The 23,712-nt window shown below is 70.7% G+C and carries 19 protein-coding genes; 10 read left to right on the top strand and 9 right to left on the bottom strand.

Features of this window, described 5'->3' with window-relative positions; translation table 11 throughout:
- Positions 1-28 precede the first annotated feature (28 nt).
- On the bottom strand, positions 29-514 hold the full coding sequence (locus YWW_RS30820; protein ID WP_081687493.1) for a nuclear transport factor 2 family protein: 486 nt from the start codon (positions 512-514) through the stop codon (positions 29-31).
- Between the two features lie 95 nt (positions 515-609).
- Here YWW_RS30820 and YWW_RS0115510 point away from each other — a divergent pair, with 95 nt between their 5' ends.
- The 3 genes from YWW_RS0115510 (at position 610) to YWW_RS30815 (ending at position 3,204) form a co-directional block, all read left to right on the top strand.
- Positions 610-1,185, top strand: coding sequence for a TetR/AcrR family transcriptional regulator (locus tag YWW_RS0115510; protein WP_026930824.1), 576 nt, complete (start codon positions 610-612; stop codon positions 1,183-1,185).
- Positions 1,186-1,257: 72 nt separating this feature from the next.
- Positions 1,258-1,833, top strand: a complete 576-nt coding sequence (locus YWW_RS0115505) for a winged helix-turn-helix domain-containing protein (RefSeq protein ID WP_026930823.1) — start codon at positions 1,258-1,260, stop codon at positions 1,831-1,833.
- The gene (locus tag YWW_RS30815) at positions 1,834-3,204 is read left to right on the top strand and encodes an MFS transporter (RefSeq protein ID WP_051325883.1); all 1,371 of its coding nucleotides are present in this window, start codon (positions 1,834-1,836) and stop codon (positions 3,202-3,204) included.
- Between the two features lie 60 nt (positions 3,205-3,264).
- Here YWW_RS30815 and YWW_RS0115495 read toward each other — a convergent pair whose 3' ends face one another.
- The 7 genes from YWW_RS0115495 to YWW_RS0115465 all read right to left on the bottom strand — a co-directional run bounded on the left by YWW_RS0115495 (position 3,265) and on the right by YWW_RS0115465 (position 10,655).
- Positions 3,265-3,912, bottom strand: coding sequence for a DUF4360 domain-containing protein (locus tag YWW_RS0115495; protein ID WP_051325899.1), 648 nt, complete (start codon positions 3,910-3,912; stop codon positions 3,265-3,267).
- 360 nt (positions 3,913-4,272) lie between these two features.
- Positions 4,273-5,196 carry a DUF6807 domain-containing protein gene (locus YWW_RS30810; protein ID WP_051325882.1) on the bottom strand — a complete coding sequence of 308 codons (924 nt, stop codon included), beginning with the start codon at positions 5,194-5,196 and terminating at the stop codon, positions 4,273-4,275.
- On the bottom strand, positions 5,193-6,302 hold the full coding sequence (locus YWW_RS0115485; RefSeq protein WP_026930821.1) for a Gfo/Idh/MocA family protein: 1,110 nt from the start codon (positions 6,300-6,302) through the stop codon (positions 5,193-5,195). Before YWW_RS0115485 ends, YWW_RS30810 begins: the two co-directional genes overlap by 4 nt.
- 29 nt (positions 6,303-6,331) lie before the next feature.
- Entirely contained in the window at positions 6,332-7,654 is a 1,323-nt protein-coding gene (locus YWW_RS0115480) for an ABC transporter substrate-binding protein (RefSeq protein ID WP_051325881.1), read from the bottom strand.
- 29 nt (positions 7,655-7,683) lie between these two features.
- The gene (locus YWW_RS0115475) at positions 7,684-8,580 is read right to left on the bottom strand and encodes a carbohydrate ABC transporter permease (RefSeq protein WP_026930819.1); all 897 of its coding nucleotides are present in this window, start codon (positions 8,578-8,580) and stop codon (positions 7,684-7,686) included.
- Positions 8,573-9,493 carry a carbohydrate ABC transporter permease gene (locus tag YWW_RS0115470; protein ID WP_026930818.1) on the bottom strand — a complete coding sequence of 307 codons (921 nt, stop codon included), beginning with the start codon at positions 9,491-9,493 and terminating at the stop codon, positions 8,573-8,575. The genes YWW_RS0115475 and YWW_RS0115470 overlap by 8 nt, the downstream gene beginning before the upstream one ends.
- A gap of 148 nt (positions 9,494-9,641) precedes the next feature.
- The gene (locus YWW_RS0115465) at positions 9,642-10,655 is read right to left on the bottom strand and encodes a LacI family DNA-binding transcriptional regulator (protein WP_026930817.1); all 1,014 of its coding nucleotides are present in this window, start codon (positions 10,653-10,655) and stop codon (positions 9,642-9,644) included.
- Positions 10,656-10,961: 306 nt separating this feature from the next.
- Here YWW_RS0115465 and YWW_RS0115460 point away from each other — a divergent pair, with 306 nt between their 5' ends.
- Entirely contained in the window at positions 10,962-12,764 is a 1,803-nt protein-coding gene (locus tag YWW_RS0115460) for a sugar-binding domain-containing protein (RefSeq protein ID WP_051325880.1), read from the top strand.
- Between the two features lie 111 nt (positions 12,765-12,875).
- On the opposite strand, the gene YWW_RS30805 is transcribed toward YWW_RS0115460, so the two are convergent.
- Positions 12,876-14,588: an RICIN domain-containing protein gene (locus YWW_RS30805; RefSeq protein WP_051325879.1), complete on the bottom strand. Its 1,713-nt coding sequence runs from the start codon at positions 14,586-14,588 to the stop codon at positions 12,876-12,878.
- 286 nt (positions 14,589-14,874) lie between these two features.
- Between YWW_RS30805 and YWW_RS0115450 the strand changes: the two genes are divergently transcribed.
- The 6 genes from YWW_RS0115450 (at position 14,875) to YWW_RS0115425 (ending at position 23,697) form a co-directional block, all read left to right on the top strand.
- The gene (locus tag YWW_RS0115450) at positions 14,875-15,822 is read left to right on the top strand and encodes a carbohydrate ABC transporter permease (protein WP_026930814.1); all 948 of its coding nucleotides are present in this window, start codon (positions 14,875-14,877) and stop codon (positions 15,820-15,822) included.
- An 8-nt stretch (positions 15,823-15,830) separates the two neighbouring features.
- A complete protein-coding gene (locus tag YWW_RS0115445; protein ID WP_169732267.1) occupies positions 15,831-16,649 on the top strand; it encodes a carbohydrate ABC transporter permease in 819 nt (272 codons plus the stop codon).
- A gap of 46 nt (positions 16,650-16,695) precedes the next feature.
- Complete coding sequence (locus YWW_RS30800; protein WP_051325878.1) at positions 16,696-18,018, top strand: ABC transporter substrate-binding protein; 1,323 nt, start codon at positions 16,696-16,698, stop codon at positions 18,016-18,018.
- Positions 18,019-18,050: 32 nt separating this feature from the next.
- Positions 18,051-19,076, top strand: coding sequence for a LacI family DNA-binding transcriptional regulator (locus YWW_RS0115435; RefSeq protein WP_026930812.1), 1,026 nt, complete (start codon positions 18,051-18,053; stop codon positions 19,074-19,076).
- A gap of 13 nt (positions 19,077-19,089) precedes the next feature.
- Positions 19,090-21,528 carry a carbohydrate-binding protein gene (locus tag YWW_RS0115430; RefSeq protein WP_051325877.1) on the top strand — a complete coding sequence of 813 codons (2,439 nt, stop codon included), beginning with the start codon at positions 19,090-19,092 and terminating at the stop codon, positions 21,526-21,528.
- Positions 21,529-21,621: 93 nt separating this feature from the next.
- A complete protein-coding gene (locus YWW_RS0115425; RefSeq protein ID WP_026930810.1) occupies positions 21,622-23,697 on the top strand; it encodes an alpha-galactosidase in 2,076 nt (691 codons plus the stop codon).
- The last annotated feature ends 15 nt before the right edge of the window (positions 23,698-23,712 follow it).

Here is a 23,712-nt window from a genome sequence, read left to right as displayed (position 1 = left end):
ACACGGTGCCGCGGCGGCCCCGGCGCGGTCAGGTGCGGCGGCGCCCGCCGCGCAGCGAGGCCCGGACCCGCCCGAGCGCGACCGCGGCGATGCCGCGCGGACCCAGCGCCCGCGCCCCTTCCAGGGGGCTCCAGTAGTCGCGCCAGGTGAGGATCTCGCCGTCGGCGACGCGCAGCAGCTGCACGTACGGCATCGAGTAGGGCTTGCCGGTGCTCACCACCGTCCCCCGGGCCACATACTCGGCGATGACGACGTCGGGGTCGGCGGTCTCGTGGACGGTCAGATCGCCGAAGCCCTCCAGGACCATCGGCGTCGAGGTGATCGAGGTCAGGTACCGCCGGATCGCCTCCCGGCCCTTGAGGAGACGGGGCACCCCCGGCGGCGCGAACGGGAGCTCGTGGGTGCCGTCCTCGGCGAACATGTCCGCGAAGGCGTTCAGGTCCTTGCGCAAGAACAGCTCCTGGGCCCTCGCCAGCACCTCGCGGGGACCGGCGTGCTCTGCCTGCGGTGACATGGGATGCGCTCCTTCGAAATTTCAGTCTACAACTGTTGACTGAACCGAGCATAGCCCGCAGGGCGGATCGAGTCAACACCTGTAGACTGAAGTGCATGGAATCCGACGCCCCGAGCTCCCGGTCCGAACGTCGACGGCGGACCGAGCGGCGGATCCTGGCCGCCGCCGGGCGGCTGTTCGCCGAGCGCGGCTATGAGAAGACGACCATCAGGGCCGTCGCCGCCGAGGCCGAGACCGATCCGGGACTGGTCATGCGCTACTTCGGCTCCAAGGACGCGCTCTTCGCCCGCGTCACCGAGATCGAACCGGACGAGCCGCCCCAGGGCGGCCCCGACGAGATCGCCGAAGTGCTGCTACGCTCCCTCGGCGACAAGCTCCGCACCCGGCAGACGGGCACCGAGGCGATGCTCCGCTCGATGCTCACCCACCCGGCCGCCGCCGAGGAGATCCGGGCGACCCTGGCCGAGCAGCAGCACCGGATCGCCGAGGCCATCCCCGGCGACGAGGGCCACCTGCGGGCGGCACTCATCGGCGCGGCCACCCTCGGGACCGTCCTCGGACGGGACCTGCTGCGCCTGGAGGGGCTGAGCGGCGCCGATCCCGACCGCATCCTGAGCGTGCTCCGCCCGGCGTTCCACGCGCTCGCGCACGGCGAGGCCGAACAGGAGTGACCGGCCGACCGGGGCCGGAACTTCGCAAAGAAAAGTTTGCAAAATTTATTTTGCAATGTTAGCTTGAGGGCTATGGAGAACGCCGACGTCAAACGCGTCACCGACGCGGCCACCCTCAAGGCCGTCGCCCATCCCCTGCGGGGCAAGCTCCTCGGATCGCTGCGGGTGGACGGGCCCGCCACCGCGAGCGAGCTGGCGCGCAGGTTCGACGAGAGCTCCGGGGCCACCAGCTACCACCTCCGGGTGCTCGCCGCCTTCGGCTTCATCGAGGAGGACCCCGAGCAGCCCAACGCCCGCGATCGGCGCTGGCGCGCCATGCACCGCTTCACCTCCTGGAACGACCGGGACTTCGACCACGATCCGGCGGGGGCCGAGGCCGCCCGGTTCCTGCGGCGCGCCCAGCACGGCTCGGTCGTCGAGGCCAGTGAGCGGTGGGAGTCGCAGATGGACAAGTGGAGCGACGAGTGGGCCGCCGCCTTCGGCCACAGAGACCTGCACTACCGGCTCACCGCCGCATCGCTGAGGGAGCTCAAGGACCGCGCCGCGGCGCTCATCGACGAGTACGCCGGCCGCGACGACGACGCCGAGGGAGCCCAGGACGTGGTCGTCTTCCTCTCGGCCTTCCCCCGGCCGCAGGGCGAGAGCTGAATGGACGCCGACGCGCTCCTCGCCTCGCTGCGCCGCCGCTTCGTCCTCATCACGGCCCTGAACTGGCTGCCCAACGGCATCGGCATGGCCGTGCTGATCGTGCTCATGGACTCGCGCGGCCTCCCGCTGGGCGTCACCGGCCTGATAGTGGCGCTCTACAGCCTGACCACCGTGCTGCTCGAGCTGCCGACCGGCGGCCTGGCCGACGTCATCTCGCGCCGCGGCGTCCTGGCGGTCTCGGCCGGGCTGGGCTCGCTCGCCTTCTGCGGCCTGGCCGTGGCGGCGAGCGCCTGGCAGTTCGGGGTCCTGTACGTGCTGCTCGGCATGGCGCGGGCACTGTCGAGCGGGCCCGCCGAGGCCTGGTACGTCGACTCGGTCAAGGCCGTGCGCCCGCACGCCGACATCCGCAAAGGGCTCGCCGCCTCCCAGACCGCGGGCGCGGTCAGCCTGGGGGCCGGGACGATCGGCGGCGGGGCGCTCGCGCTGGCGCCCGTCTTCCCCGACAGCGGCGCGGTGACCGCGCTGTCGGCGCCGATGCTGCTGTCGGCCCTGCTGAACGTCGTGCTGCTCATCGTGGTCGTCACCGGCATGCGCGAGACGGCGCGCCCGTCGGACGGGGGCGGCTTCGGCGCGCTGCTGGCCGGAGTGCCGCGCACGATCGCCTCCGGCGCCGCCCTGGGCGTGCGTGACCGGGCCCTGGGGCGGCTGCTGACGACCGCCCTGCCGATCGGCATAGCGGTGTCCAGTGTGGAACTGCTGACCCCGGGGCGCCTGCTGGACGTCACCGGTGATTCGGGCGCCTCGGCCGGCGCCTACGGCGTGATCACCGCGATCGGCTTCGCCGCCAACGCCGTCGGATCGGCCGCGAGCGGCCTCCTGGCCTCGCTCCTGGGCGGCGGCGGCGCCAGGACGGCGGTGGCGGGCACACTGGTCTCGGCCCTCGGCCTGGTGGCGCTGTTCACGACCGGGAGCCTGGAGGGCACCGCCGCCGTCGCCGCCGCCGCGGGCGGCTACGCGCTGATGTTCCTCGGCCTCGGGCTGCGCGGGCCGGTCCACGCGGAGCTGACCCACCATCGGGTCGATTCGGGCCGGCGGGCGACCGTCATCTCGGTCCAGTCGCTGCTCATGCAGGGCGGCGGCAGTCTCGCCGCCCTCACGCTGCCGCTGCTCGCCGGGGCCTGGTCGATACCGGGCGCCTGGCTGGTCGCGGGCCTGATCCTCGCAGCCTCGGCCGCCCTGTATCTCGGGGCCGGCACTCCCCCGTTCGCGGGCCGCCGCGCACCGGATCGCGTCGTCGAGCAGGGCACTGCCGAACCGAGCGCCGCCGCGGGCCATGCCGCGCGAGCAGCGCTTCCCCGCCCGCCGCGGTGATCCGAACCGCGGCTCGGCGGTGCGTGCCGCCGAGCCGCGGTTCGGATCGTCGGTCTCGTCCTAGCACCGCTTCCAGGCGAGGTGGAACACGGTCTCGACGTCGCCGCGGGTCGAGTCCATCGTCATGAAGCTCTTCTGGCCGGGGTCGTCGCCCGCGCCCACCCGGAGCTCGGCGTTGATGTTGAAGTTCCGCTGCTCGCCGCACGGCTTGTAGACCAGTCCGGCGGCCCGGTCGGTGAACTGCCAGTCACCGTTGTAGGGGGCGTTCAACTCGTGCTCGGAGCCGACGGTCACCGAGCTTCCGCTGAAGTAGTAGCTCGCCTTCTGCATGCCGGTGGCACCGGGCTCGAGGTGCGCGAAGCCGCGGTAGTCGGCCCTCGCGATCGCGTAGGTGAATCCGGCGGGGACGTCCACGGCCAGGTTGATCTGGCAGTTCTTGCGGGAGTCGACGACGTCGGTGCCGCCCCCGGCCTCCGCCTGGAATCTGTTGTAGCTCACCGAGAACGACGTGTTGTCCCTGCTGACCGAGACGTCGGCGGTGCCCTGCGGGCAGCCGGAGCCGTTGACGGTGACGACGTCCACGGTGATCCTGTTCTCGGGGGCGGCGGCGAGCTCGGTGTCCGCCTGCGCGGCGGGACTGGCCAGCATCATGGCCGCGGCCAATGCGGCCACCCCGGCGAACAGCGGTATCTTTCTGACGACTTTCATGTGCATCACTTTCTGGGCTAAGGGGAATCGGTGACGACTGCTCCACTGCGGTACAGGGATCGGAGCTGAGCGCACTGCTGTTCTCCAGGTCTGGAAGCGCTCCCATTTGCCTTACAGAAATGGATCGGGAACCGGTCTGTCGGGCATATTTAATCGGTACATTTAGGTATATCTATAAAGAACGAACTAGTCAAGGAGTACCGGACATTCACATTAGATTGATGATGAAGGTGAGAAAGTGCACAGTGCAGGCCTATTGCTCAATTGAGCGCCTCACGGACTGCTGGGGCACCAGATCCTCTGTGGCGTGAATGAGGAGTCGCGGCGACCGCCCGGACGGACGCCGGGCGGTCGCCTTGCTCAGGCGGGCCCGGATTCGGCCTCGAGGACGCCGCGCACCGCCGCCGCCAGTTCGGGGGCGGCCTCCGCGTCCGCGTCGGCGACGCCCACGCCGTAGCGGAACCGCACGGTCGCCCCGGCGGGCACGGTGAACTCCTCGCTGAAGAACGGCGCCGGATTGAGGGCGGCGAACTCCTCTGAGCGGGCGAACCACCGCGGCGGGTGCCGCGGGTTCTCGTGGTGGTCGACCATGAGCACCAGCGAGGCGGCGTCGTCCTCGTCGTGGCGCCCGGCGAAGGCCATCCACTCGTGGTGCTGCCCGCGCAGCTCGCTGCCGGGCCCGGAGGACGCCGCCGTGACCAGGGTGCCGTCGGTGAACGAGCGGGGGCCGCGCCAGAACAGCCCGCCGTAGCCGGCGTTCTCGCGGCCCCGTGTGGTCGGCGAGCCGATGGCGATGTCGCGCCCGGACACGTTCGTCATCGCGGTGTCGAAGCGCAGGGCCCAGGCCTGGGGCGAGAGCAGGCTCGCGGCGATGGCGCGGCGCTCGGTGAACCAGCGCTCGCCGCCCTGGGTGATCCATTCGAGGTCGTGCGCGAAGACCACCCGCTCGCCGTCGGCATCGAGTTCGGCGATCTCCCGGTGCAGTTGCGTGCCGTTGTTGTCGAGCTGCACGTAGTGCCTGCCGTGGACGTAGGTGGGCCCGCCCCAGAAGTTCTCGTCCTGCACCACCGGCAGGGACCAGGCGATGCCCTTGTGCCACACGTGGTCCCAGGGCCGGAACAGGCTCACCGGGCGCCCCGAGCGGGTGAACAGGGGGCTCAGGTACGGCTTCGGCGACTCCAGCAGGGGCGTGTCGGGGCGGTAGACGTAGCGCAGCAGCGCCGTCCCGCCGTCGTGGACGGTCAGGGACGAGCCGATGTCGTGGCGGGCTTGGAGACCGCTCATGCGATGGCTTCCTTTCGGGACTGGGCCCACGGGACGGCGCCGCCGTCCATGCCGCGGGCGAACGGGTCGTCGCCGGCGATCTCGCCGGCCGCGACGGGACGGCCGCGGAAGGCCGAGGCGTACGTGGCGGCGGCGAACTCGAGCGTGCGGCGGGCGTCGGCGAGCGAGACGCCCGCCTCGGTCCCGGCCTCGAAGGCGTCGAGGATCGCCTCGATCTGGAGGCGGTGGCCGCTGGGCGGCGCTGCGGCGTCGGCGGCCCACAGCTCGGCCAGGTGCCCGTGGCCGGGGGCCGGGGTGAAGCGCCAGTGCTCGTCGGTGTAGCCGTAGAGGTGCTCCACCTCTACGGTGGCGTGCTCGAAGTCGAAGCGGAGCCTGGAGGTCTCGCGGGGCGAGACCACCGAGTTGACGACGGTGGCGAGGCTGCCGTTCGCGAAGCGGGCCAAGGCCATCGAGACGTCCTCGGTGTCGGTGGGCCGCGAGAGCCGCCCGGCGGCGGCCCGGACCTCGGCCCAGGGCCCGAGAACCGAGAGCAGCAGATCGAACTGGTGGATGCCGTGGCCCATCGTGGGGCCGCCGCCCTCGGCGTCCCAGCTGCCGCGCCAGGGCGCGGCGAAGTAGTCGTCGTCGCGGTACCAGAGGGTCTCGCAGACCGCCAGGAGCGGGCGGCCGAGCGCGCCCGCCCGGAGCAGCCGGCGCAGGCGGACGGCGGCGGCGCCGTAGCGGTGCTGGAAGACCGTGAGCACCGGGGTGCCGGTGGCCTCCTGCACCTTCGCCAGCTCGTCCATCTCGGACAGGCTGAGCGCCGTGGGCTTCTCGACCAGCGCCGGCACGCCCGCGCGCATCGCCGCGATCGCCAGCGGCGCATGGGCCTTCGGCGGGGTGCACACGTGGACCAGGTCGAGCCGCTCGTTCGCGAACAGTGCCTCGGCCCCGCCGTAGACCGCCGGCACCGAGTGCCGCTCGGCGAAGGCGGCGGCCCGGTCGGGGTCGAGTTCGGCCACGGCGACCAGTTCGGCCCGGTCGCCGAGCTCGGCGAGCGACTGCGCGTGCCGGTTGGCGATCCCGCCGGTGCCGACGATGGCGGCGCGGTATCTGGGACGTTCCATGCGGTGGTGTGCTCCTGTTCTCCGCAGTGTCATTTCGTGGCGTCGATCTCGCCTTGAAGTTCGTCGATGAGCGCCTCGGCGGCCTCGTCCGGCGCGGTCTCTCCGAAGTAGACCTCCTGGCCGATGCGCGTTATCAGCGGGTTGACATTGCTGCCGCCGTTGGGGGTCACGATGAGCGGATCGCCGGGGACGACGGCCTCGAGGTAGTCGACGGCGATCCGGTCGCTCTCGTCGAACTGGGGGGTGAGGTATTCGAGGATCTCGGTGTTGGCCGGGACCCCGCGCTCGGTGCCGAGGACGTCCGCGGCGGCCTCGCTGTTGACGAGGAAGTCCACGAGCAGCGAGGACTCGGCCGGGTGCTCCGAGCCGGCCGAGACCGCCCAGTACATCGAGGGCTTGATGAAGTTCCCCGGCATCCCGTCGTGCTGCGGCATCTGGAGGAGCCGCATGTCGGCGCCGCTGCCTCTGCGCAGGGCGCTGATCTGGGTGTTGTGGATCAGGCCGAAGGCGGTCCGGCCGGTGGCGAGCCTGCCGCCTTCGACGCCGACGCCGGTGTCCTCGACCATCTGCTGCGGGGTGCCGGACGCGCCGGACTCGATCATGCCGATGTAGTACTCCCACAACTCCACCAGGAGGTCCGGGTCGAGGGTCACGTCGCCGTTCTCGCCGAACAGCTCGTTGCCCCGCTGGCGGACCCAGTAGCGGACGGAGGCGACGTCGACGCCGCCGGTGATGCCGGAACCGGTGATGTCGCCGCCGCCGCGCTCGGTGAGCTCGAGGGCGATCGCGGCGTAGTCGTCCCAGGTCCAGGTGGTGTCGTCGGGCATGTCCATGCCGTACTGCGCGAGCATGTCCGCGTTGACGGCGAGCGCGATCACCCCCGAGCCGATCGGCAGCGCGAACTGGCCGCCCTCGGCCTGCCCGGTCACCAGGAGGTCCTCCTCGATCCTGGAGAGGTCGAGGAACCCGGCGGCCTCGGCCTCGTTCAGGTCCACGAGCGCCCCGCGGGCCGAGTAGGACTTGAAGTACTGCTCGTCCATCTGGATGACGTCCGGCGCGTCGTTCGCGGCGAAGGTGGTCGCCAGGCCGTCCCAGTACGCGCCGAACTCCTTGTACTCCCCGCGGACGGTGATGTTCGGGTGCTCGGCCTCGAAGGCCGCGACGGCCTCGTTGGTCTGCTGTGTGCGCAGGTCGGAGCCCCACCAGGAGAGCCGGAGCTCCACCGGTTCGTCGCTGAGCACCATCTCGCCGCCGCGTCCGAAGCCGCAGGAGGCCAGGAGCGGCGCCGAGGCGGCGCCGAGCAGGCCGGCCTTGGCGAGGGCGCGGCGCGAGCAGGGGTCGGTCGATCGCATCGTTGCGGTCCTTTCCGGTCTCGGGCGTGTCATTTGCCGCCGGTGGTGGCGATGCCGCGCAGGAGGAATCGCTGGCCGAACAGGAAGACCAGGAACACCGGCAGCAGGGAGACGGTGCTCATCGCGAAGGTCGCGCCCCAGTTGGTGCCCGCCTGCGCGTCCACGAAGGCGCGCAGCGCCAGCGGCACGGTGTGCATGTCGGGGTCGATGAGGTAGATGAGCTGGGAGAAGAAGTCGTTCCACGTCCAGATGAAGGTGAAGATCGCGGTGGTCGCCAGGGCCGGCACCATGAGCGGCAGCACGATCCTGAGGTAGATGCGCGGGTGCCCGGCGCCGTCGATGCGGGCGGCCTCGTCCAGCTCCCGCGGGATGCCGCGGATGAACTGCACCATCAGGAACACGAAGAACGCGTCTGTGGCGAGGAACTTGGGGACTATGAGCGGCAGGAAGGTGTTCACCCAGCCGAACTCGGAGAACAGCACGTACTGCGGCACGATGATGACGTGGATCGGCAGCATGAGCGTCAGCAGCATGACGGCGAACCACCAGCGGCGGCCGGTGAACTCGAGGCGGGCGAAGCCGTAGGCGGCCATGGAGCAGGCGATGAGGTTGCCGATGATCGCGCCGAGCACCACGATCGCCGAGTTCACCATGAAGTAGCCGAAGGGGTGCTCGAAGGCGTTCCAGCCCGCCTCGTAGTTGCCGGTCTCCAGCTCGGCGAGGATGAGGCCGGGGCTGCGGAAGATCTCGTCGTTCGGTCGCAGCGAGCTGACGACCATCCACAGCACGGGGTAGAGCATGACGCCGGCGCAGGCTACGAGCAGGAGGTGCTTGCAGAACGCGCGGACGCGGCCTCGGCTGCGGCGGACGGGGCGGACGGCGGACTCGCGCCGCGGCGCGGCGGTCCTGGTGAGCGTGTCAGTCATCGTAGTAGACCCAATACTTCGAGGCCCAGAAGTTGATCGCGGTGAAGGCGCCGATGATGACCAGCAGCAGCCAGGCCAGGGCCGAGGCGTAGCCCATGTCGAAGTTCCCGAATCCGCGCTGGTAGAGGAACAGCGAGAAGAACAGCGTGGAGTCGACAGGGCCGCCGGTGCCGCCGGAGACGATGAACGCCTGGGTGAACGACTGGAAGGCGTTGATGATCTGGAGGACGAGGTTGAAGAAGATGATCGGAGTGAGCAGCGGCAGCGTCACGCTCGCGAAGCGCCGCAGGGGGCTCGCGCCGTCGACGGCGGCGGCCTCGTAATACATGGCGGGGATCTGCCGCAGGCCCGCCAGGAAGATGACCATCGGCGAGCCGAAGGTCCACACGTTGAGGGTGATGAGGGTGGACAGCGCGGTTTCGGGGTCGGAGATCCAGCCGCGGCCCTCGATGCCGAAGAGCCCGAGGCCCTCGTTGAACAGGCCCTCGGTGCCGAAGACGGTGCGCCACAGGACCGCGATGGCGACGCTCGCGCCGAGGAGCGAGGGCAGGTAGAACACCGAGCGGTAGAAGGCGAGCCCGCGGACGCCGCGGTCGAGGAGGACGGCCAGCGCGAGGGCGAGGCCGAGCTGGAGGGGCACCGAGACCAGCACGTAGGTGAAGGTGACCCCGAGCGATGAGTGCAGGCGCTCGTCGGTGAGCATCCGCTCGAAGTTGCCGAGGCCGGTGAACTCGGGCGGCTGCAGCAGGTTGTAGTCGGTGAAGCTCAGGTAGAACGAGGCGGCCATGGGCCCGAGCGTGACGGCGAACAGGCCGAGGAACCACGGGAGCAGGAACCAGAACGCGGCCTTGTTCTCGGGTTTGGCCTTGGCGCGGTCGCCGCGGAGGCCGCGCAGTTCGGCGGTGGCGGTCATGGCGACGACCTGCGCCGGGGGGTGCGGGGGTGAGCGGGCATCGACACTCCTTCGGATCGACGTTTAGTGATCGTTCACTATTGCGATTCCGCTCAAACTAGTGAACGTTCCACCAGATGTCAACACCCGCGGCGAACCGGACCGCGCGTCAGAACGTGCGCGCCACCGCGGTCGACTCGCGCCAGATCACCTCGTTGAGGGGCCGCGACGGCGGCGCCAGCTCGACGCCGGAGAGCGCCTCGACCAGGCGGATCATGGCGCGGCGGCCGAGCCCTTGCAGGTCCACGTGGACCGTGGTGAGCGAGGGCGGGATGTACCTGGCGATCTCGAGGTCGTCCCAGCCGGTGACGCTGAGGTCCCGCGGGACCTCCAGGCCGCGGTTCCGCGCCCCGCGCAGGACCCCGGCCGCGATCCCGTCACTGGCGGCGACCACGGCGGTGGGCAGCCGCCCTGCCGGGAGCGAGCGCATGGCCTCGACGCCGTGCTCCGCGCTGTAGTCGCCGTCGTGGACGCCCACCGATTCAAGGCCGAAGCGCTCGACGGCGTCCAGGTAGGCGGCCCGCCTGGCCCGGGCCGAGGCGAACTCGAGGTTCCCCGCGACGTGGAACAGGCGCCGGTGGCCGAGCACGGCCAGGCCCTCCACCAGCTCGTACACCGGCGCGGCGTCGGACAGCTCGCCGAGGCTGCGCATCCGGTCGTCGAAGTCGGCGGAGACGACGATCGCGGCGTCCCCGTCGATGCGCTCCTCGACCGAGGGCAGGATCGGGGCCAGTGCCAGGATGCCCTCGACGTGCCCGGAGTCGGCCAGTTCGAGCAGCCGGGCCGTGCGCTCCTCGGCGCCGCCCTCGGGGGCCACGACCTCGACGGTGAAGCCGGCCTCGTGGGCCGCGCCGGCCGCGCCGTGGAGCATGGGCGCGGGGTTGTTCACCATGTTCGGCATGAGCACCGCGAGGCGCCCGGTCCGCTTGGTGCGCATGGACCTCGCCAGCAGGTTCGGCCGGTAGTCCAGCTCGCGGACGGCGGCGTCGATGCGTTCGAGGGTGCCGGGTTTGAGCCCCTCGCGCGAGCGCAGGTAGCGGGAGACGGTCTGGTGCGACACCCCGGCGAGGCGCGCGACCTCCCGGATGGTCGGCCGCCGCCGGCCGTTCGAGCGTTCGGTCATCGACCGGTCTCCCTTCTCGACTGGAGTCCATCTTGACATAAGGATGAACGTTCACTATGTTGACCGTCGAGCCGGGGAGCCGATTCGGCTCGGCGGCCGTCCCCGGACGGCGTCGAAACGGGCGCGATCCGGACATCCGGGAGGATCGAGGCCGCGTCCGATGCGGCACCGCGCCCCCGCGCCAGGTCGACGGTCTCCGGACCGCGACGCGACGATTCACGGAGCACAAGAGGAGACCTTGGAGTGACGCAGCGAGGCACCACCGCGCCGGGCGGCATCCCGCGACCGGAGTACCCACGTCCGTCGATGGTCCGCCCCGACTGGCTGAACCTGAACGGCCCGTGGGAGTTCGAGATCGACCGGGCGGACACCGGCATCGAACGCGGGCTGCGCGAGCGCCCGCTGGAGGGGACGATCACCGTCCCCTTCGCGCCCGAGTCGGCGCTGTCCGGCGTGGAGGACACCGACTTCCTGCACGCCGTGTGGTACCGGCGCGAGCTGACCGTCCCCGAGTCGTGGGCGGGACGGCGCACGCTGCTGCACTTCGGCGCCGTCGACCACGACGCCACGGTCTGGGTGAACGGCCGGGAGCACGGCCGCCACCGAGGCGGGTTCACCCCGTTCACCGTCGACCTCGGGCACCTGCGGGGCACGGCCACGGTCGTCGTGCGGGCGCGCGACAGCCGCCGCGAGCCCCAGGCCAGGGGCAAGCAGTCCACCCGCCACGGCAACTACGAGTGCCTCTACACGCGGACCACCGGCATCTGGCAGACCGTCTGGGCCGAGCCGGTGCCAGAGGTCTCGCTCGCCCGGCCGCGACTCACCCCCGACGTGGCCGGTTCGGCGTTCCACCTGGAGCAGCCGCTGCGGCGCAGCGGCGAGGGCCGGGCCGGCGACCGGGCCGGCTGGACGCTCACCGCCACCGTGCGCGACGGCGAAGGCGTGGTGGCCGAGGCGGGCGTCCGCGCCGACCTCGACCTGTCGCCGCGGCTCACCCTGCCGCTGCCCGCCGACCGCGTGCGGCTCTGGGGCCCCGAGGACCCGTACCTCTACGACGTCACGATCACGCTCCGCGACGCCGCGGGCGAGGTCGTCGACGCGGTCGAGACCTACGCCGGGCTGCGCTCGGTGAGCATCGACGGCAAGGCCGTCCTGCTCAACGGCCGCCCGGTCTTCCAGCGGCTCGTCCTCGACCAGGGCTACTACCCCGACGGGCTCATGACCGCGCCGAGCGACGAGGCGCTGGCGCGCGACATCGAGCTCTCGCTCCGGGCCGGGTTCAACGGGGCCCGCCTGCACCAGAAGGTCTTCGAGGAGCGCTTCCTGTTCCACGCCGACCGCCTGGGCTACCTGTGCTGGGGCGAGTTCGGCGACTGGGGCGCCGTCGAGGAGGGCACCGCCGTGGGCGGCGAGTACCAGCGGCCCACGCCGAACTTCATCGCCCAGTGGCTCGAAGCGCTCGAGCGCGACTACTCCCATCCTTCAATCGTCGGCTGGTGCGGGCTGAACGAGACGCACCAGCCGCTCACCGACCGGGGGCAGGTCCTCGACGACGTGACGAGGGCGATGTTCCTCGCCGCCAAGGCGATGGACACGACCAGGCCAGTGCTGGACGCTTCGGGCTACTCGCACCGCGTCCTCGAGTCCGACGTCTGGGACTCGCACAACTACACCCAGGACCCCGACGAGTTCGCCGCCGAGATGTCCGGCCTGCAGGAGGGCCGGCCCCACACCAACACGCGGGGCGGAGAGGCGATCTCCCTGCCCTACTCGGGGCAGCCGTGGTTCTGCAGCGAGTTCGGCGGCATCTGGTGGCGCCCCGACGCCACGGCCAGCACCTCGTTCGACGAGCGCGGCGGCGACAGCTCGTGGGGCTACGGCAAGGCGCCGGAGTCCGAAGAGGAGTTCCACCGGCGCTTCGCGGGCCTCACCGGCGCGCTGCTGGACGACCCGCTGATGTTCGGCTACTGCTACACCCAGCTCACCGACGTCTTCCAGGAGCAGAACGGCGTCTACTCCTTCGACCGCTCGGTGAAACTGGACGTGGAGCGGGTGCGCGAGGCCCAGCTGCGACGGGCGGCCGTCGAGCGGACCGAGGACGCCGACTAGGCGCGTCGTTCGGGTGCGAGACGGGCGGCCGGGCGTGCCCCTGGCGGGGCCGCGCCCGGCCGCGGCGCGCTCGCAATGCCCGTCAGGCCGCCGACCTGACGGGGCGCGGGGTCATGCGAGCGCCCATTGCTGGTTGGCGCCGCCGTGGCAGTTCCAGAGCAGGGCTCTGGTGCCGTTGGCGGTGGCGCCGCCTTCGACGTCCAGGCACAGCCCGGACTGCTCGCCGACGACGGTGCCGTCGCCGTTGACGGTCCATCGCTGGTTGGCGCCGCCGGTGCACGGCCAGATGATGACCGGAGTACCGGCGGTGGTCTGGTTCTCGTAGGCGTCCAGGCACATGCGCGACTGGCCGGTGTAGACGGTCAGCTCGCCGCTCGCGGTGTGCGTCCAGGTCTGGTTGGCCTGGCCGTTGCAGTCCCAGATGTTCAGCCGGGTGCCCGCGGCGGTCGAGGACTCCGGGACGTCCAGGCACCTGCCGGCACCGGTCGAGCGCAGCTCGCCCGTGTCGCCTCCGGAGGAACCTCCAGGGGTCAGGACGAGGCGGTAGGCGCCGAGGTAGTCCTGGTCGTCGACGGGGATGCTCGCGCTGCCGCCGTCGACCGGGAAATCCTGCGTCCACAGGTGGGTCGCTCCGCCGACCGGGGTGGTGCGGCCCGAACCGGGCACGTACTCCAAGGTGGCCCGCACCGTCGAGCCCAGCCCGCCGATGCCGTCGACCTGGATCGTGTTGTCCCCGGCCTCGCCGGCGAAGACGATGCTGACCTCCTGCGCGCCGGCGTCGTAGGCGGCGACGGCGTCGTTGTAGGCGGTGGGAGTGACATCGACGATCTGCCCGGTCTGCTTGGCGTACCACTGGTACATCCAGTACGAGGCGGTCGGCTGGTTGTCGTGCAGCAGGCCGTTGAGCGTCCCGGCCTCGAACCAGAAGGCGCGCTCGGCGTCGCGGACGCCCTCGCGCTCGAACTGGGCGATGTAGTGGTTGACGCTGCTGGGCACGTCGATCTCGTCGGGCGTGGCGTACTCGTTGATCGAGATCGGCAGCGGCCCGATGCCCAGCTCGCGTTCCAGGTCACGGTAGTCGCGGATGTGCTGGTCCACGCCCTGCCAGCCCGACAGCTCGTGCCAGGAGACGACCTGCGGCACGGTGCCTGAGGCCTTGGCGGCGGTCAGGAAGCCGCGCATCCGGTTCTCGTCCCAGTGCGAGTCGCTCGGGCCCATGATCGGCGTGGTCGTGTCACTGGCGCGGATCCGCTCATAGGTGCGGGCCCAGCCGTCGTGCCAGCTGCCCGCGCTGCCGGGCCAGGTCCAGTCCGGCTCGTTCCAGATCTCCCAGGCGGTGATGTTGGTGACGTCGGGCCGGGCCTGCACGTCGGCGATCATCCGGTCCACTCGCCCCAGCCAGTCGTCCCAGCCGAACCAATCGTAGGGGAAGCCGGGGAGCGAGTCGGCCATGTCGACGGTGATGTCGGCTCCGGCGGCCATCGCGTTGGGAGCGATCCAGAGGGTGTCGCCGATGCCGGGCTGGTCCTCGCCGTTGGGGAGGTGGTCGTGGTTCGGCGGCGGCTGGCGCAGCGTGTTGAGGCCCAGCGGCATGAGCAGCTCCAGCGGCGGGGTGTCCCCGTCGGCCAGTCCGTAGAGCGTGCCGTTCCCGACCTGGCTGACCGGACGGATCGGCGAACTCGCGTCCACCACGAGGACGCTCTGCGTCGAGACCTGGGCCTGCGAGGAGACGGCGGCGCCGAACAGCGAGGCGACCAGGGCCGAGGCCGCGGCCAGGATGAGGGGGAGACGCCATCGGCGTCTCACTGCGGGGGTGATGCTCATCAAGGTGTTCCCTTCGCGCGGGTCTGGAATCAGGGCGGGAGGCGGATCGCCGGAGATTCCCGGCGATCGAGACTGGACAGTGAGCGCTAACAGTTTCGTACTGTAAGCCAAGACATAGACAAACGTCAAGATCTGCGTCGTCATCCCAGGTGGCGACGCGATGTGGTGGGATGCGCGCGCACCTCCACTCGCAAGGGAAATATCGATGCCCATCTTGACGGGAGTGAACCGTGAGCGCTAACATTCGTTGGCATCACTCCGACCCCTACCAGACGAGCCAGGTGCCATGCAGATCGTTCACGACATCGACCGGCCCCCGCGGCAGTCGGCCGCCTCCCGTTCGCGACCAGCGCGGCGCTGGGACCCGAAGACCGCCGTCGAGGCCTACGGGATGCTGGCCCCGAGCATCATCGGCTTCGCGGTCTTCCTCGTCGTGCCGATCCTGGTGGTGGTGGCACTGAGCTTCTTCGACTGGAACTTCCTGTCCGACCCCGAGTTCACCGGCCTGGAGAACTACCGCGAGCTCGCCGGGGACGAGCGGGCGCTCCAGTCGATCGGCAACACGTTCTACTACGTGCTGCTCAACATCCCGGCCCAGACCGTGCTGGCGCTGCTGCTGGCGCTGGCACTGAATGCGAAGATCAAGGCCCGAGGCGCCTTCCGCGTCATCTACGTCCTGCCCTGGATGGCCATGCCGGTGGCGCTCGGCGTCATCTGGCGATGGCTGTTCGACCCGATGAACGGGGGCCTGAACAGGTTCCTCGAGCTGTTCGGGATCGACGGCGCCGCCTGGCTGACCGACACGAACTGGGCCATGCCCGTCATCGCCTCGGTGAACATCTGGCAGTACACCGGCTACACGATGCTGTTCTTCCTGGCCGGCCTCCAGGCCATCCCGGGCCAGCTCTACGAGGCGGCGAACGTGGACGGCGCCTCGAAGGCCCACCAGTTCTTCCGTATCACCCTGCCGCTGCTGCGCCCGGCGATGCTGTTCGTGCTCATCACCAGCGTCATCGGCTCGTTCCAGGTCTTCGACACCATCCACGTCATGACCGCCGGCGGCCCGGACGGCGCCACGGCGACCCTGAACTACCAGATCTACCTGGAGTCGTTCACGCAGCGCAACGCCGGATACGCCTCGATGCTCGCGGTGCTGCTGTTCGCGATCATCGCCGCGATCACGCTGGCGCAGGTCCTGTTCTTCCGCAAGCGCACCGTCTACGACTTCAGCTAGGAGCCATCGTGGTCAAGAAGATCCTCCTCTACCTCGTGCTCGTGGCCGGGGCGGCGTTCTCGGTGGGCCCGTACCTGCTGACGCTCAACGCCTCGTTCAAGTCCGAGCAGGAGATCCTCACCTCCGATCCGTGGACGCCGCCGGCCGACCCGATCCTGACGAACTTCACCGAGGTGTGGGGCCGCTACGACTTCGCGACCTTCGTGGTGAACTCGGTGATCGTGGCCGTCGCGGTCACGGTCGGACAGCTGGTGTTCTCCACATTGGCGGCCTACGCCTTCGCTCGGCTGGAGTTCCCCGGCAGGGACGGGCTGTTCTGGGCCTACATCGCGACGATGATGGTGCCGCAGATCGTCACGCTGGTCCCGACCTTCATCATCGTGCGCGAACTGGGCCTGGTCGACACCCACCTGGGGCTGATCCTGCCGTTCGTGTTCGGCTTCCTCATGCCCTACGGGGTGTTCCTGGTGCGCCAGTACTTCAAGACCATCCCCGTCTCGATCGAGCACGCCGCCCGCGTGGACGGCGCCGGGACGCTCACGATCCTGTGGCGGGTCATGATCCCGATGGCCAAGCCGATCCTGGGCACGCTCGCGATCATCAGCTTCGTCAACACCTGGAACAACCTGCTGTGGCCGCTGATCATCACCCACTCCGAGTCCACCAGGGTCATCACGCGCGGCATCGCCCAGATGCAGTCCCAGTTCAACCAGGAGTACCACCTGATCCTGGCCGCCTCCGCGATGGCCCTGCTCCCGCTGGTGGCCGTGTTCCTGGCCTTCCAGCGCCACATCGTCCGCTCCATCGCCCTGAGCGGCATGAAGTGACCCAGACCTGACACACCGAACCTCTCAACGAAGAAAGGCGAGAAGGATGAACAAGACGCGATCGGCGGCCCTCGCCGCCCTCGCCGTCGCCGCCCCACTGGGGCTGGCCGCATGCGGCGGCGACGAAGACGGAGCGGTCACGCTCCGGTACGCCTTCTGGGACGACAACCAGCGACCCGCGCTGGAGGCGATGATCGAGGAGTTCAACAGCGAGCACCCCGACATCGCCATCGAGCTCGAACAGAACCCCTGGGACGACTACTGGACGGCGCTGGACACCCAGTTCGCCGCCGAGGACGCCCCGGACGTGTTCTGGAACCACGTCTCCCGCTTCCCGACCTTCGCCGACAACGGCGTGCTCCTGCCGATCGGCGACCGCATCGAGGAGGACGGCGTGGACCCGTCGATCTACCCCGAGAACCTGTACGACTCGTGGCGGTTCGAAGACGAGCAGTACGGCCTGCCGAAGGACTGGGACTCGATCGCCCTGGTCTACCGGATCGACGCGCTCGAAGCCGCGGGCATCGACCCCGCCACGGTGAGCGACCTCGAATGGAACCCCGTCGACGGCGGCACCTATGTGGAGTTCCTGCGGAAGCTCACCATCGACGAGGACGGCGACAACGCCCTCAGCCCGGACTTCGACCCCGAGAACGTGGTCCAGTACGGCACGGCGATGGCCTCGGCGACCGGCCAGACCGACTGGTGGAACTTCGCGGCCCAGAACGGCTGCTCGCTCCAGACCGAGCCGTGGGGCGAGTACGCGATCGACGCCCCCGAATGCGTCGAGGCCATTCAGTTCACCGCCGACCTGTACAACCGGTGGGGCGTCGCCGTTCCCGCCGAGGTCACCAACCAGCCCAACGGCGCTCTGGGCGCCGAGCACGTGGTGGCCGGCCAGGCCGCGACGACGATGGACGGGTCCTGGATGCTCGGCACCTACCGCGACGGGCTCGAGCCGGGCACCTGGGCCGTGGCCGACAACCCGTCCGGCCCGGTCGGGTCGGGCTCGGTCATCAACGGGCTGTCCAACGCGATCTACGCCGGCACCGAGCACCCGGACGAGGCCTGGGAGTTCGTGAAGTTCCTCGGCTCCGAGGAAGCCCAGGCCATCGCCACCGGCATGGGCTCGGTGTGGCCGGGCGTGTCCTCCCTCAACCAGGGCTTCGCCGACTACTGGGCGGGCGAGGGCATCGACGTGACAGGTTTCCAGGCCGCCGCCGAAGGCACCACGATCGGCTACCCGCTGTCGATGAACGACGCCGCCTTCGGCACGGCCGCTCTGGACGAGTTCAATCAGGTGTGGCTGGGCCAGAAGGACGCCCAGGAGGCGGCCGAGGCGGTCGTGGAGATCGCCAACGCCGAGTGAACCGCACCCGATCCGAAAGGTGACCGACCGACATGAGCGCTCCCGAATCCAAAGCCGTCAGCATCTTCGACGTGGCGAAGCGGGCGGGCGTGTCGCACCAGACCGTCTCACGCGTGATCAACAACGCGCCGATGGTCGCCGACGCCACCAGAGCGAAGGTCAAGACCGCGATCGCCGAGCTGGGGTACCGCCCCAACCGCTCGGCGCGCGCCCTCGCCGGGGGCGCCGTCCGGTCGGTCACCGTCCTCACCACCGACACCTCCCTGTACGGCACCGCCGAGACGCTCCGCGGCATCGAGGACGCCGCCCGCGCCGCCGGGTTCACGATCCTCATCTCGGTGCTGGACCCCGACCAGGACTACAGCGAGACCGACATCCTCGGCCGGCTCCCGCAGGACGGCGCCCCCGCGATCGTCATCGCGCACGACGAGACCACCACGGCGGCCATGCGCGTGCTCCAGCGGACCCAGCCGGGCGCGACGGTCGCCACCGGCGGGGAGCACCTGGGCGTCGACCAGGACCCGGCGGACTGGCTCGTCTCGCTCGACGACCGCACCGTCGCCGAACGCGCCACCCGGTACCTGCTCGACATGGGCCACGCCGCCGTGCACTACCTGGCGATCCCCTCCAAGGCGAGCCGCCAGGCCGGCTGGGCGGCGGCGCTGGCCCAGGCGGGCGTCGAGGCCCCCGAGGTCGTCTTCTCGGGGTGGACCGTCGGCTCGGCCTACGAGGCCGCCACCGGGCTCGTGGCGCGGCCCGAGGTCACCGCGATCCTCTGCGGCAACGACGACCTCGCCTTCGGCGTCCTCTACGCCGCCCACCGCGCCGGCAGGAGCGTCCCGGGCGACTTGAGCGTCATCGGGTTCGACGACTGCCCGCTGGCCGCCTACCACGTCCCGCCGCTCACCACCGTCGACCTCGACTTCCGCGGCGTCGGCCGCGGCGCGTTCGAACTGCTGCGCCAGAAGCTCGAGGGCGGCGCCCATCCCCGACCCACGTGGCGATCACCGGAACTGATCGTCCGCGAGACCTCCGGACCCCCGCATCACCGACGATGAGAGGAACACGATCATGCACCGACCCCCTTGGAGACTCGCCCTCGCGGCCGGCGTCATCGTCGCCGTGGCCGCACCCGCCGCGGTGAGCCTCGCCGACGAGGCCGACGGGCCCGAACCGAACGCCCAGACGATCACGGTCGACTTCGCCGCCGCCACCGGCGAGATCCTCCACGGCGCCACCGGCTCGCTGTACGGCGTCTCCGACGACGGCGTGCCGGGCGACAACCTCATCGCCCCGCTCGAACTGCCGACCATGGCGGGCAAGCCGAGCGGCGGCGAGCAGCACCCCAACGGCGACGCCGACGCCCTCACGGCGGTCCTGGCCCGCAACGGCGACGGGCAGGCGTTCATCAACCTCCAGGACCACTACCCCGACTGGCCGTACCAGAACGACGGCATCGAGGCCTACCAGGAGCTGCTGCGCGAGATCGTCCCCGCGATGGAGGCCGAGCCGAACGCCGACCGCCTCGTGTACGTGCCGTTCAACGAGCCGGACTGGATCTGGTACGGGCTGAGCTCCGGCGAGCAGGAGGACTTCGACCGCTTCCTCGCCGACTGGACCAGCACCTACCGCCTGCTCAAGGAGCTCGCCCCCGACACCCCCGTCGCCGGACCGAACGAGGCCTACTTCCACCGCGAGTTCATGCCGCGGTTCCTCGAGCACGCCCGCGACACGGACACGCTGCCGCAGTACATGACCTGGCACGAGCTCTCCCCGAACTCGCTGCGCGACTTCCGCGGCAACCACGCCGACTACCGCGCCATGGAGTCCGAGCTCGGCATCGACCCGATCCCGATCAACATCAACGAGTACGGCAACAACCGGGACCTGTCGGTGCCCGGCCAGCTCGTGCAGTGGGCGTCGATGTTCGAGGACACCAAGGTCTACGCCGACATGGCGTACTGGACCGCCGCGGGCGGCTACTCCGGCTCGGCCCCGCAGACCAACGTCCCCAACGGCGGCTGGTGGTTCTTCAAGACCTACTCCGGCATGACCGGGCAGACCGTCGAGGTCGCCCCGCCCAGCCCGGAGACGATCGACACCCTCCAGGGCGTGGCGACCGTCGACGCCGACCGCGAGCACGCGCAGGTCCTCCTCGGCGGCACCGCCGAGGACTTCGACGTCGCGCTCGAAGGCCTCACCGCCGGCTTCTGGGGCGATGAGGTCACCGCCACCGTCCACCGCATCGCCTGGACCGGCTACGAGGGGACCTCCCCGGCGCCGGTGCCGATCGGCCAGGTCACCGGATCGCCCGAGGACCTCGAGATCGGCGTGAGCGACCCCGACCCGATGGCCGCCTACTGGATCACCGTCGTCCCCGGCGAGGGCGCCGGCATCGACGACGAGCCGTGGCACGGCGCGTGGGAGGCCGAGGACGCCGCGATCACCTCCGGGCAGGTCGTGCGGCAGGGGCACCCCGGCAACGGCAACGGCTTCGCCGCCTCGGGCACCTACGACGTCGGCTACCTCGCTGCGAGCGACAGCGCCGTCGAGTTCACCGTGAACGTCCCCAAGCGCGGCACCTACGACCTCGACATCTTCTACGCCCACATGTACGGGCGCGATGACGCCGTCGGCGGCCGGCCCTCGCAGCAGGTGCTCGGCGTCAACGGCGAGGAGCGCCTCGTCGACTACCCGTCCACGATGAACTGGCAGCACCGCTCCATCGTCACCGAGCAGGTCGAACTGCGCAAGGGCGAGAACACCATCACCCTCGCCAAGTCCGGAGCCGTCGGCACCGCGAACGGCGAGGTCACCCTCGACAAGATCGAGCTCACCCGCCACGTGAAGCACCCCGAGACGGTCTACGACGGCGAGTTCGCCCGCACCGCGGGCGAGGACCTCGTCTTCGACGTCTACGCGCCCGCCGACGGCTACTACGACATCGACGGCGCGGACGAGGCCGTGCTCGTCGGACCGCAGAACCAGAACGCCGCCGTCGACCTGAAGGACCCGGTCTTCCTGCCTGCCGGTGTGAACCGGCTCCGCACCGGCGGCGAGGTCGAGGCGCTCACCGTGGCCCACGGCCGCGGCGACGTCACCGCGATCGGCGCCGACGAGGCCGTGCTGTCCGGCGGGGCCGAGCTGAGCGCCAACGAGTTCGCCGAAGGCGGCCAGGTCATCACCGGAGTCGGGGGCGGCGGCACCGCCGCCCTCGAGATCGACGCCGCGGAGGAGGGCCCGCACGTGCTGCTCATCCACTACGCCAACGACGAGCGGACCGGAGGCCACGCCTACAACATCGACATCGTCTCGCGCTGGGCCGAGATCGCCGTCGACGGCGAGGAGGTCCTCTCCGTGCCGATGCGCGGCACCTGGAGCTGGAACGACTTCTGGTCCTTCCCCGTCATCGTCGACCTTCAGGAGGGCGCCAACACGATCACGATCGGCAACGCGGACGGGTTCACCGCCGACTTCGACCGGTTCGAAGTCGCACCGCTGAACCCGTAACACCCCACCGGCCCCGCAGAGCCCGCCCCGGCCGCCGGGGCGGGCTCTGACCTCGCACACCGCCCCAGGCGGACCCGCTCGAAAGGACGGCGCATGCGCGCTCACCCGACCCGGCTCTGGGTCATCGACACCCCGTCCACCAGCTACGTCGTGGCTCTGGACGAACACGACCGCCTCCGAGGACTCCACTGGGGACCTCGTTTGACCCGTGAACAGGCGGCCTCGCTGCCCGAGCTGCCCGAGGCGGTGGGCCGCTCGGTCACCGACGGGTGCGACGCCGTCCTCGATCTGACCCCCGCGTCGGCGTTCCGCTACGGCGCCAACGGCGTGCAGGTCCGCTTCGCCGACGGCGCCCGGGAGCTCGAACTCGCCTTCACCGAGGCGGTCGAGGCCGAGCGGGAGCTGACGCTGGTGTTCACCGACGCCCACTACGGCCTGGAGCTCCGCACCCGCTACCGCGCCTTCGCCGACAGCGACGTGATCGAGCGGACGCTGACGCTCCGCAACCGCGGCGCCGAGCCGATCGAGGTCATCCGAGCGGACTCGGCGTCCTGGGTCGTGCCCGAACGCGAGGACTACCGGCTCACCCAGCTGTACGGCGAGTGGGGCGCCGAGACGCGGCTGCACCGCACGACGCTGCCGTTCGGCGAGACCCACCTGGGGTCGCGGCGCGGCATCACCGGGCACCAGTCGAACCCGTGGGTCGCCATCGACGACGGCACGGCGGGCGAGGCGCACGGCGAGGTGTGGTCGACCGCGCTCGCCTGGAGCGGCACCTGGCGCCTGACCGTCGAGAAGGCCCCCACCGGCCGCGTCGCGGTCTCGGTCGGCTCCGGGCACGACCCGGTCTCGGTCTCCCTGGCTCCGGGAGAGGAACTGGAGACCCCGGTGGCCGCGGGCCTGTACGCCTCCGAGGGCTTCGCCGCCTCGGCCGCGGCATGGCACGACTACGCGCGCGCCCACGTCCTCCCCCATCCCGAGGAGCTCAGGCCGGTCGCCTACAACTCCTGGGAGGCCACCGAGTTCGACATCTCGGCCGAGGGCCAGGCGGCCCTGGCCGAGCGCGCGGCGGCGATGGGCTGCGAGCTGTTCGTCATGGACGACGGCTGGTTCTCCTCCCGCGTCCACGACCGCGCCGGGCTCGGCGACTGGCACCCCAACCCCGACCGCTTCCCCGACGGGCTCGGCCCCCTGATCAAACACGTCCACGAACTGGGCATGCGCTTCGGGCTGTGGGTCGAACCCGAGATGGTCAACCCCGACTCCGAGCTCTACCGGGCGCACCCGGACTGGGTCTACCACCGGCCGCACCGGCGCCGCAGCGAGATGCGCCACCAGCTCGTGCTCAACCTGGCCCGCGCCGACGTCGCCGAGTGGATGCACGCCTGGCTCGACGAGCTGCTGAGCCGCAACGAGATCGACTTCCTCAAGTGGGACATGAACCGGCCGTTCAGCGAGGCCGGGTGGCCCGGCGAGGCCGACCCCGACCGGCTCTGGTCCGAGCACACGCGGAACCTCTACCGCGTCCTCGACCGGCTCCGGGCCGACCACCCGAGGCTGCGGATCGAATCGTGCGCCTCCGGCGGCGGCCGCGTCGACTTCGGCATCCTGCGCCGGACCGACCAGGTGTGGACCTCGGACAACACCGACGCGGTCGACCGCATCGCGATCCAGGAGGGGCTCGCGCAGGTCTACCCCGCGAAGGTCATGGGCGCGTGGGTCACCGACGCGCCCAATCCCTTCACCCGCAGGTCCGTCCCCCTCGACTTCCGCTTCCACGTCGCCATGGCCGGCGTCCTGGCCGTCGGCGGCGACCTCGACGCCTGGACCGAGGGCGAGCGGGAGCGCGGTGCCGAACTCGTCGCCGACTACAAGCGCATCAGGCACCTGGTCCAGCACGGCCGGAGGCGGCCCTTGCGGGCGGGAGCGGTCAAGGGGGTCCAGTACGGCCTCGATGGCGAGACCGCGGTGCTGGCCTGGCGTCTGGGGCGCCGCCTCGGTTACCGCGACCCGCTGGTGAAGCTCGCCGGGCTGGATCCGGCGGCCCGGTACCGCGAGCGGGGCACCGAGCGGGTCCACCACGGCGCGGTCCTCGCGAGCCACGGGCTCGACCTGCGGCTCCGCCTGGACGACTACGCCTCCGCCATGGTGCACCTGGTCGAGGAGTGACCGCCCGCGCGGCGG

This window comes from Glycomyces tenuis DSM 44171 (assembly GCF_000427885.1).
Lineage (GTDB): Bacteria > Actinomycetota > Actinomycetes > Mycobacteriales > Micromonosporaceae > Glycomyces > Glycomyces tenuis.
Note: the sequence above shows the minus strand (reverse complement) of the source record. Positions and strands in the feature narration are given on the sequence as shown.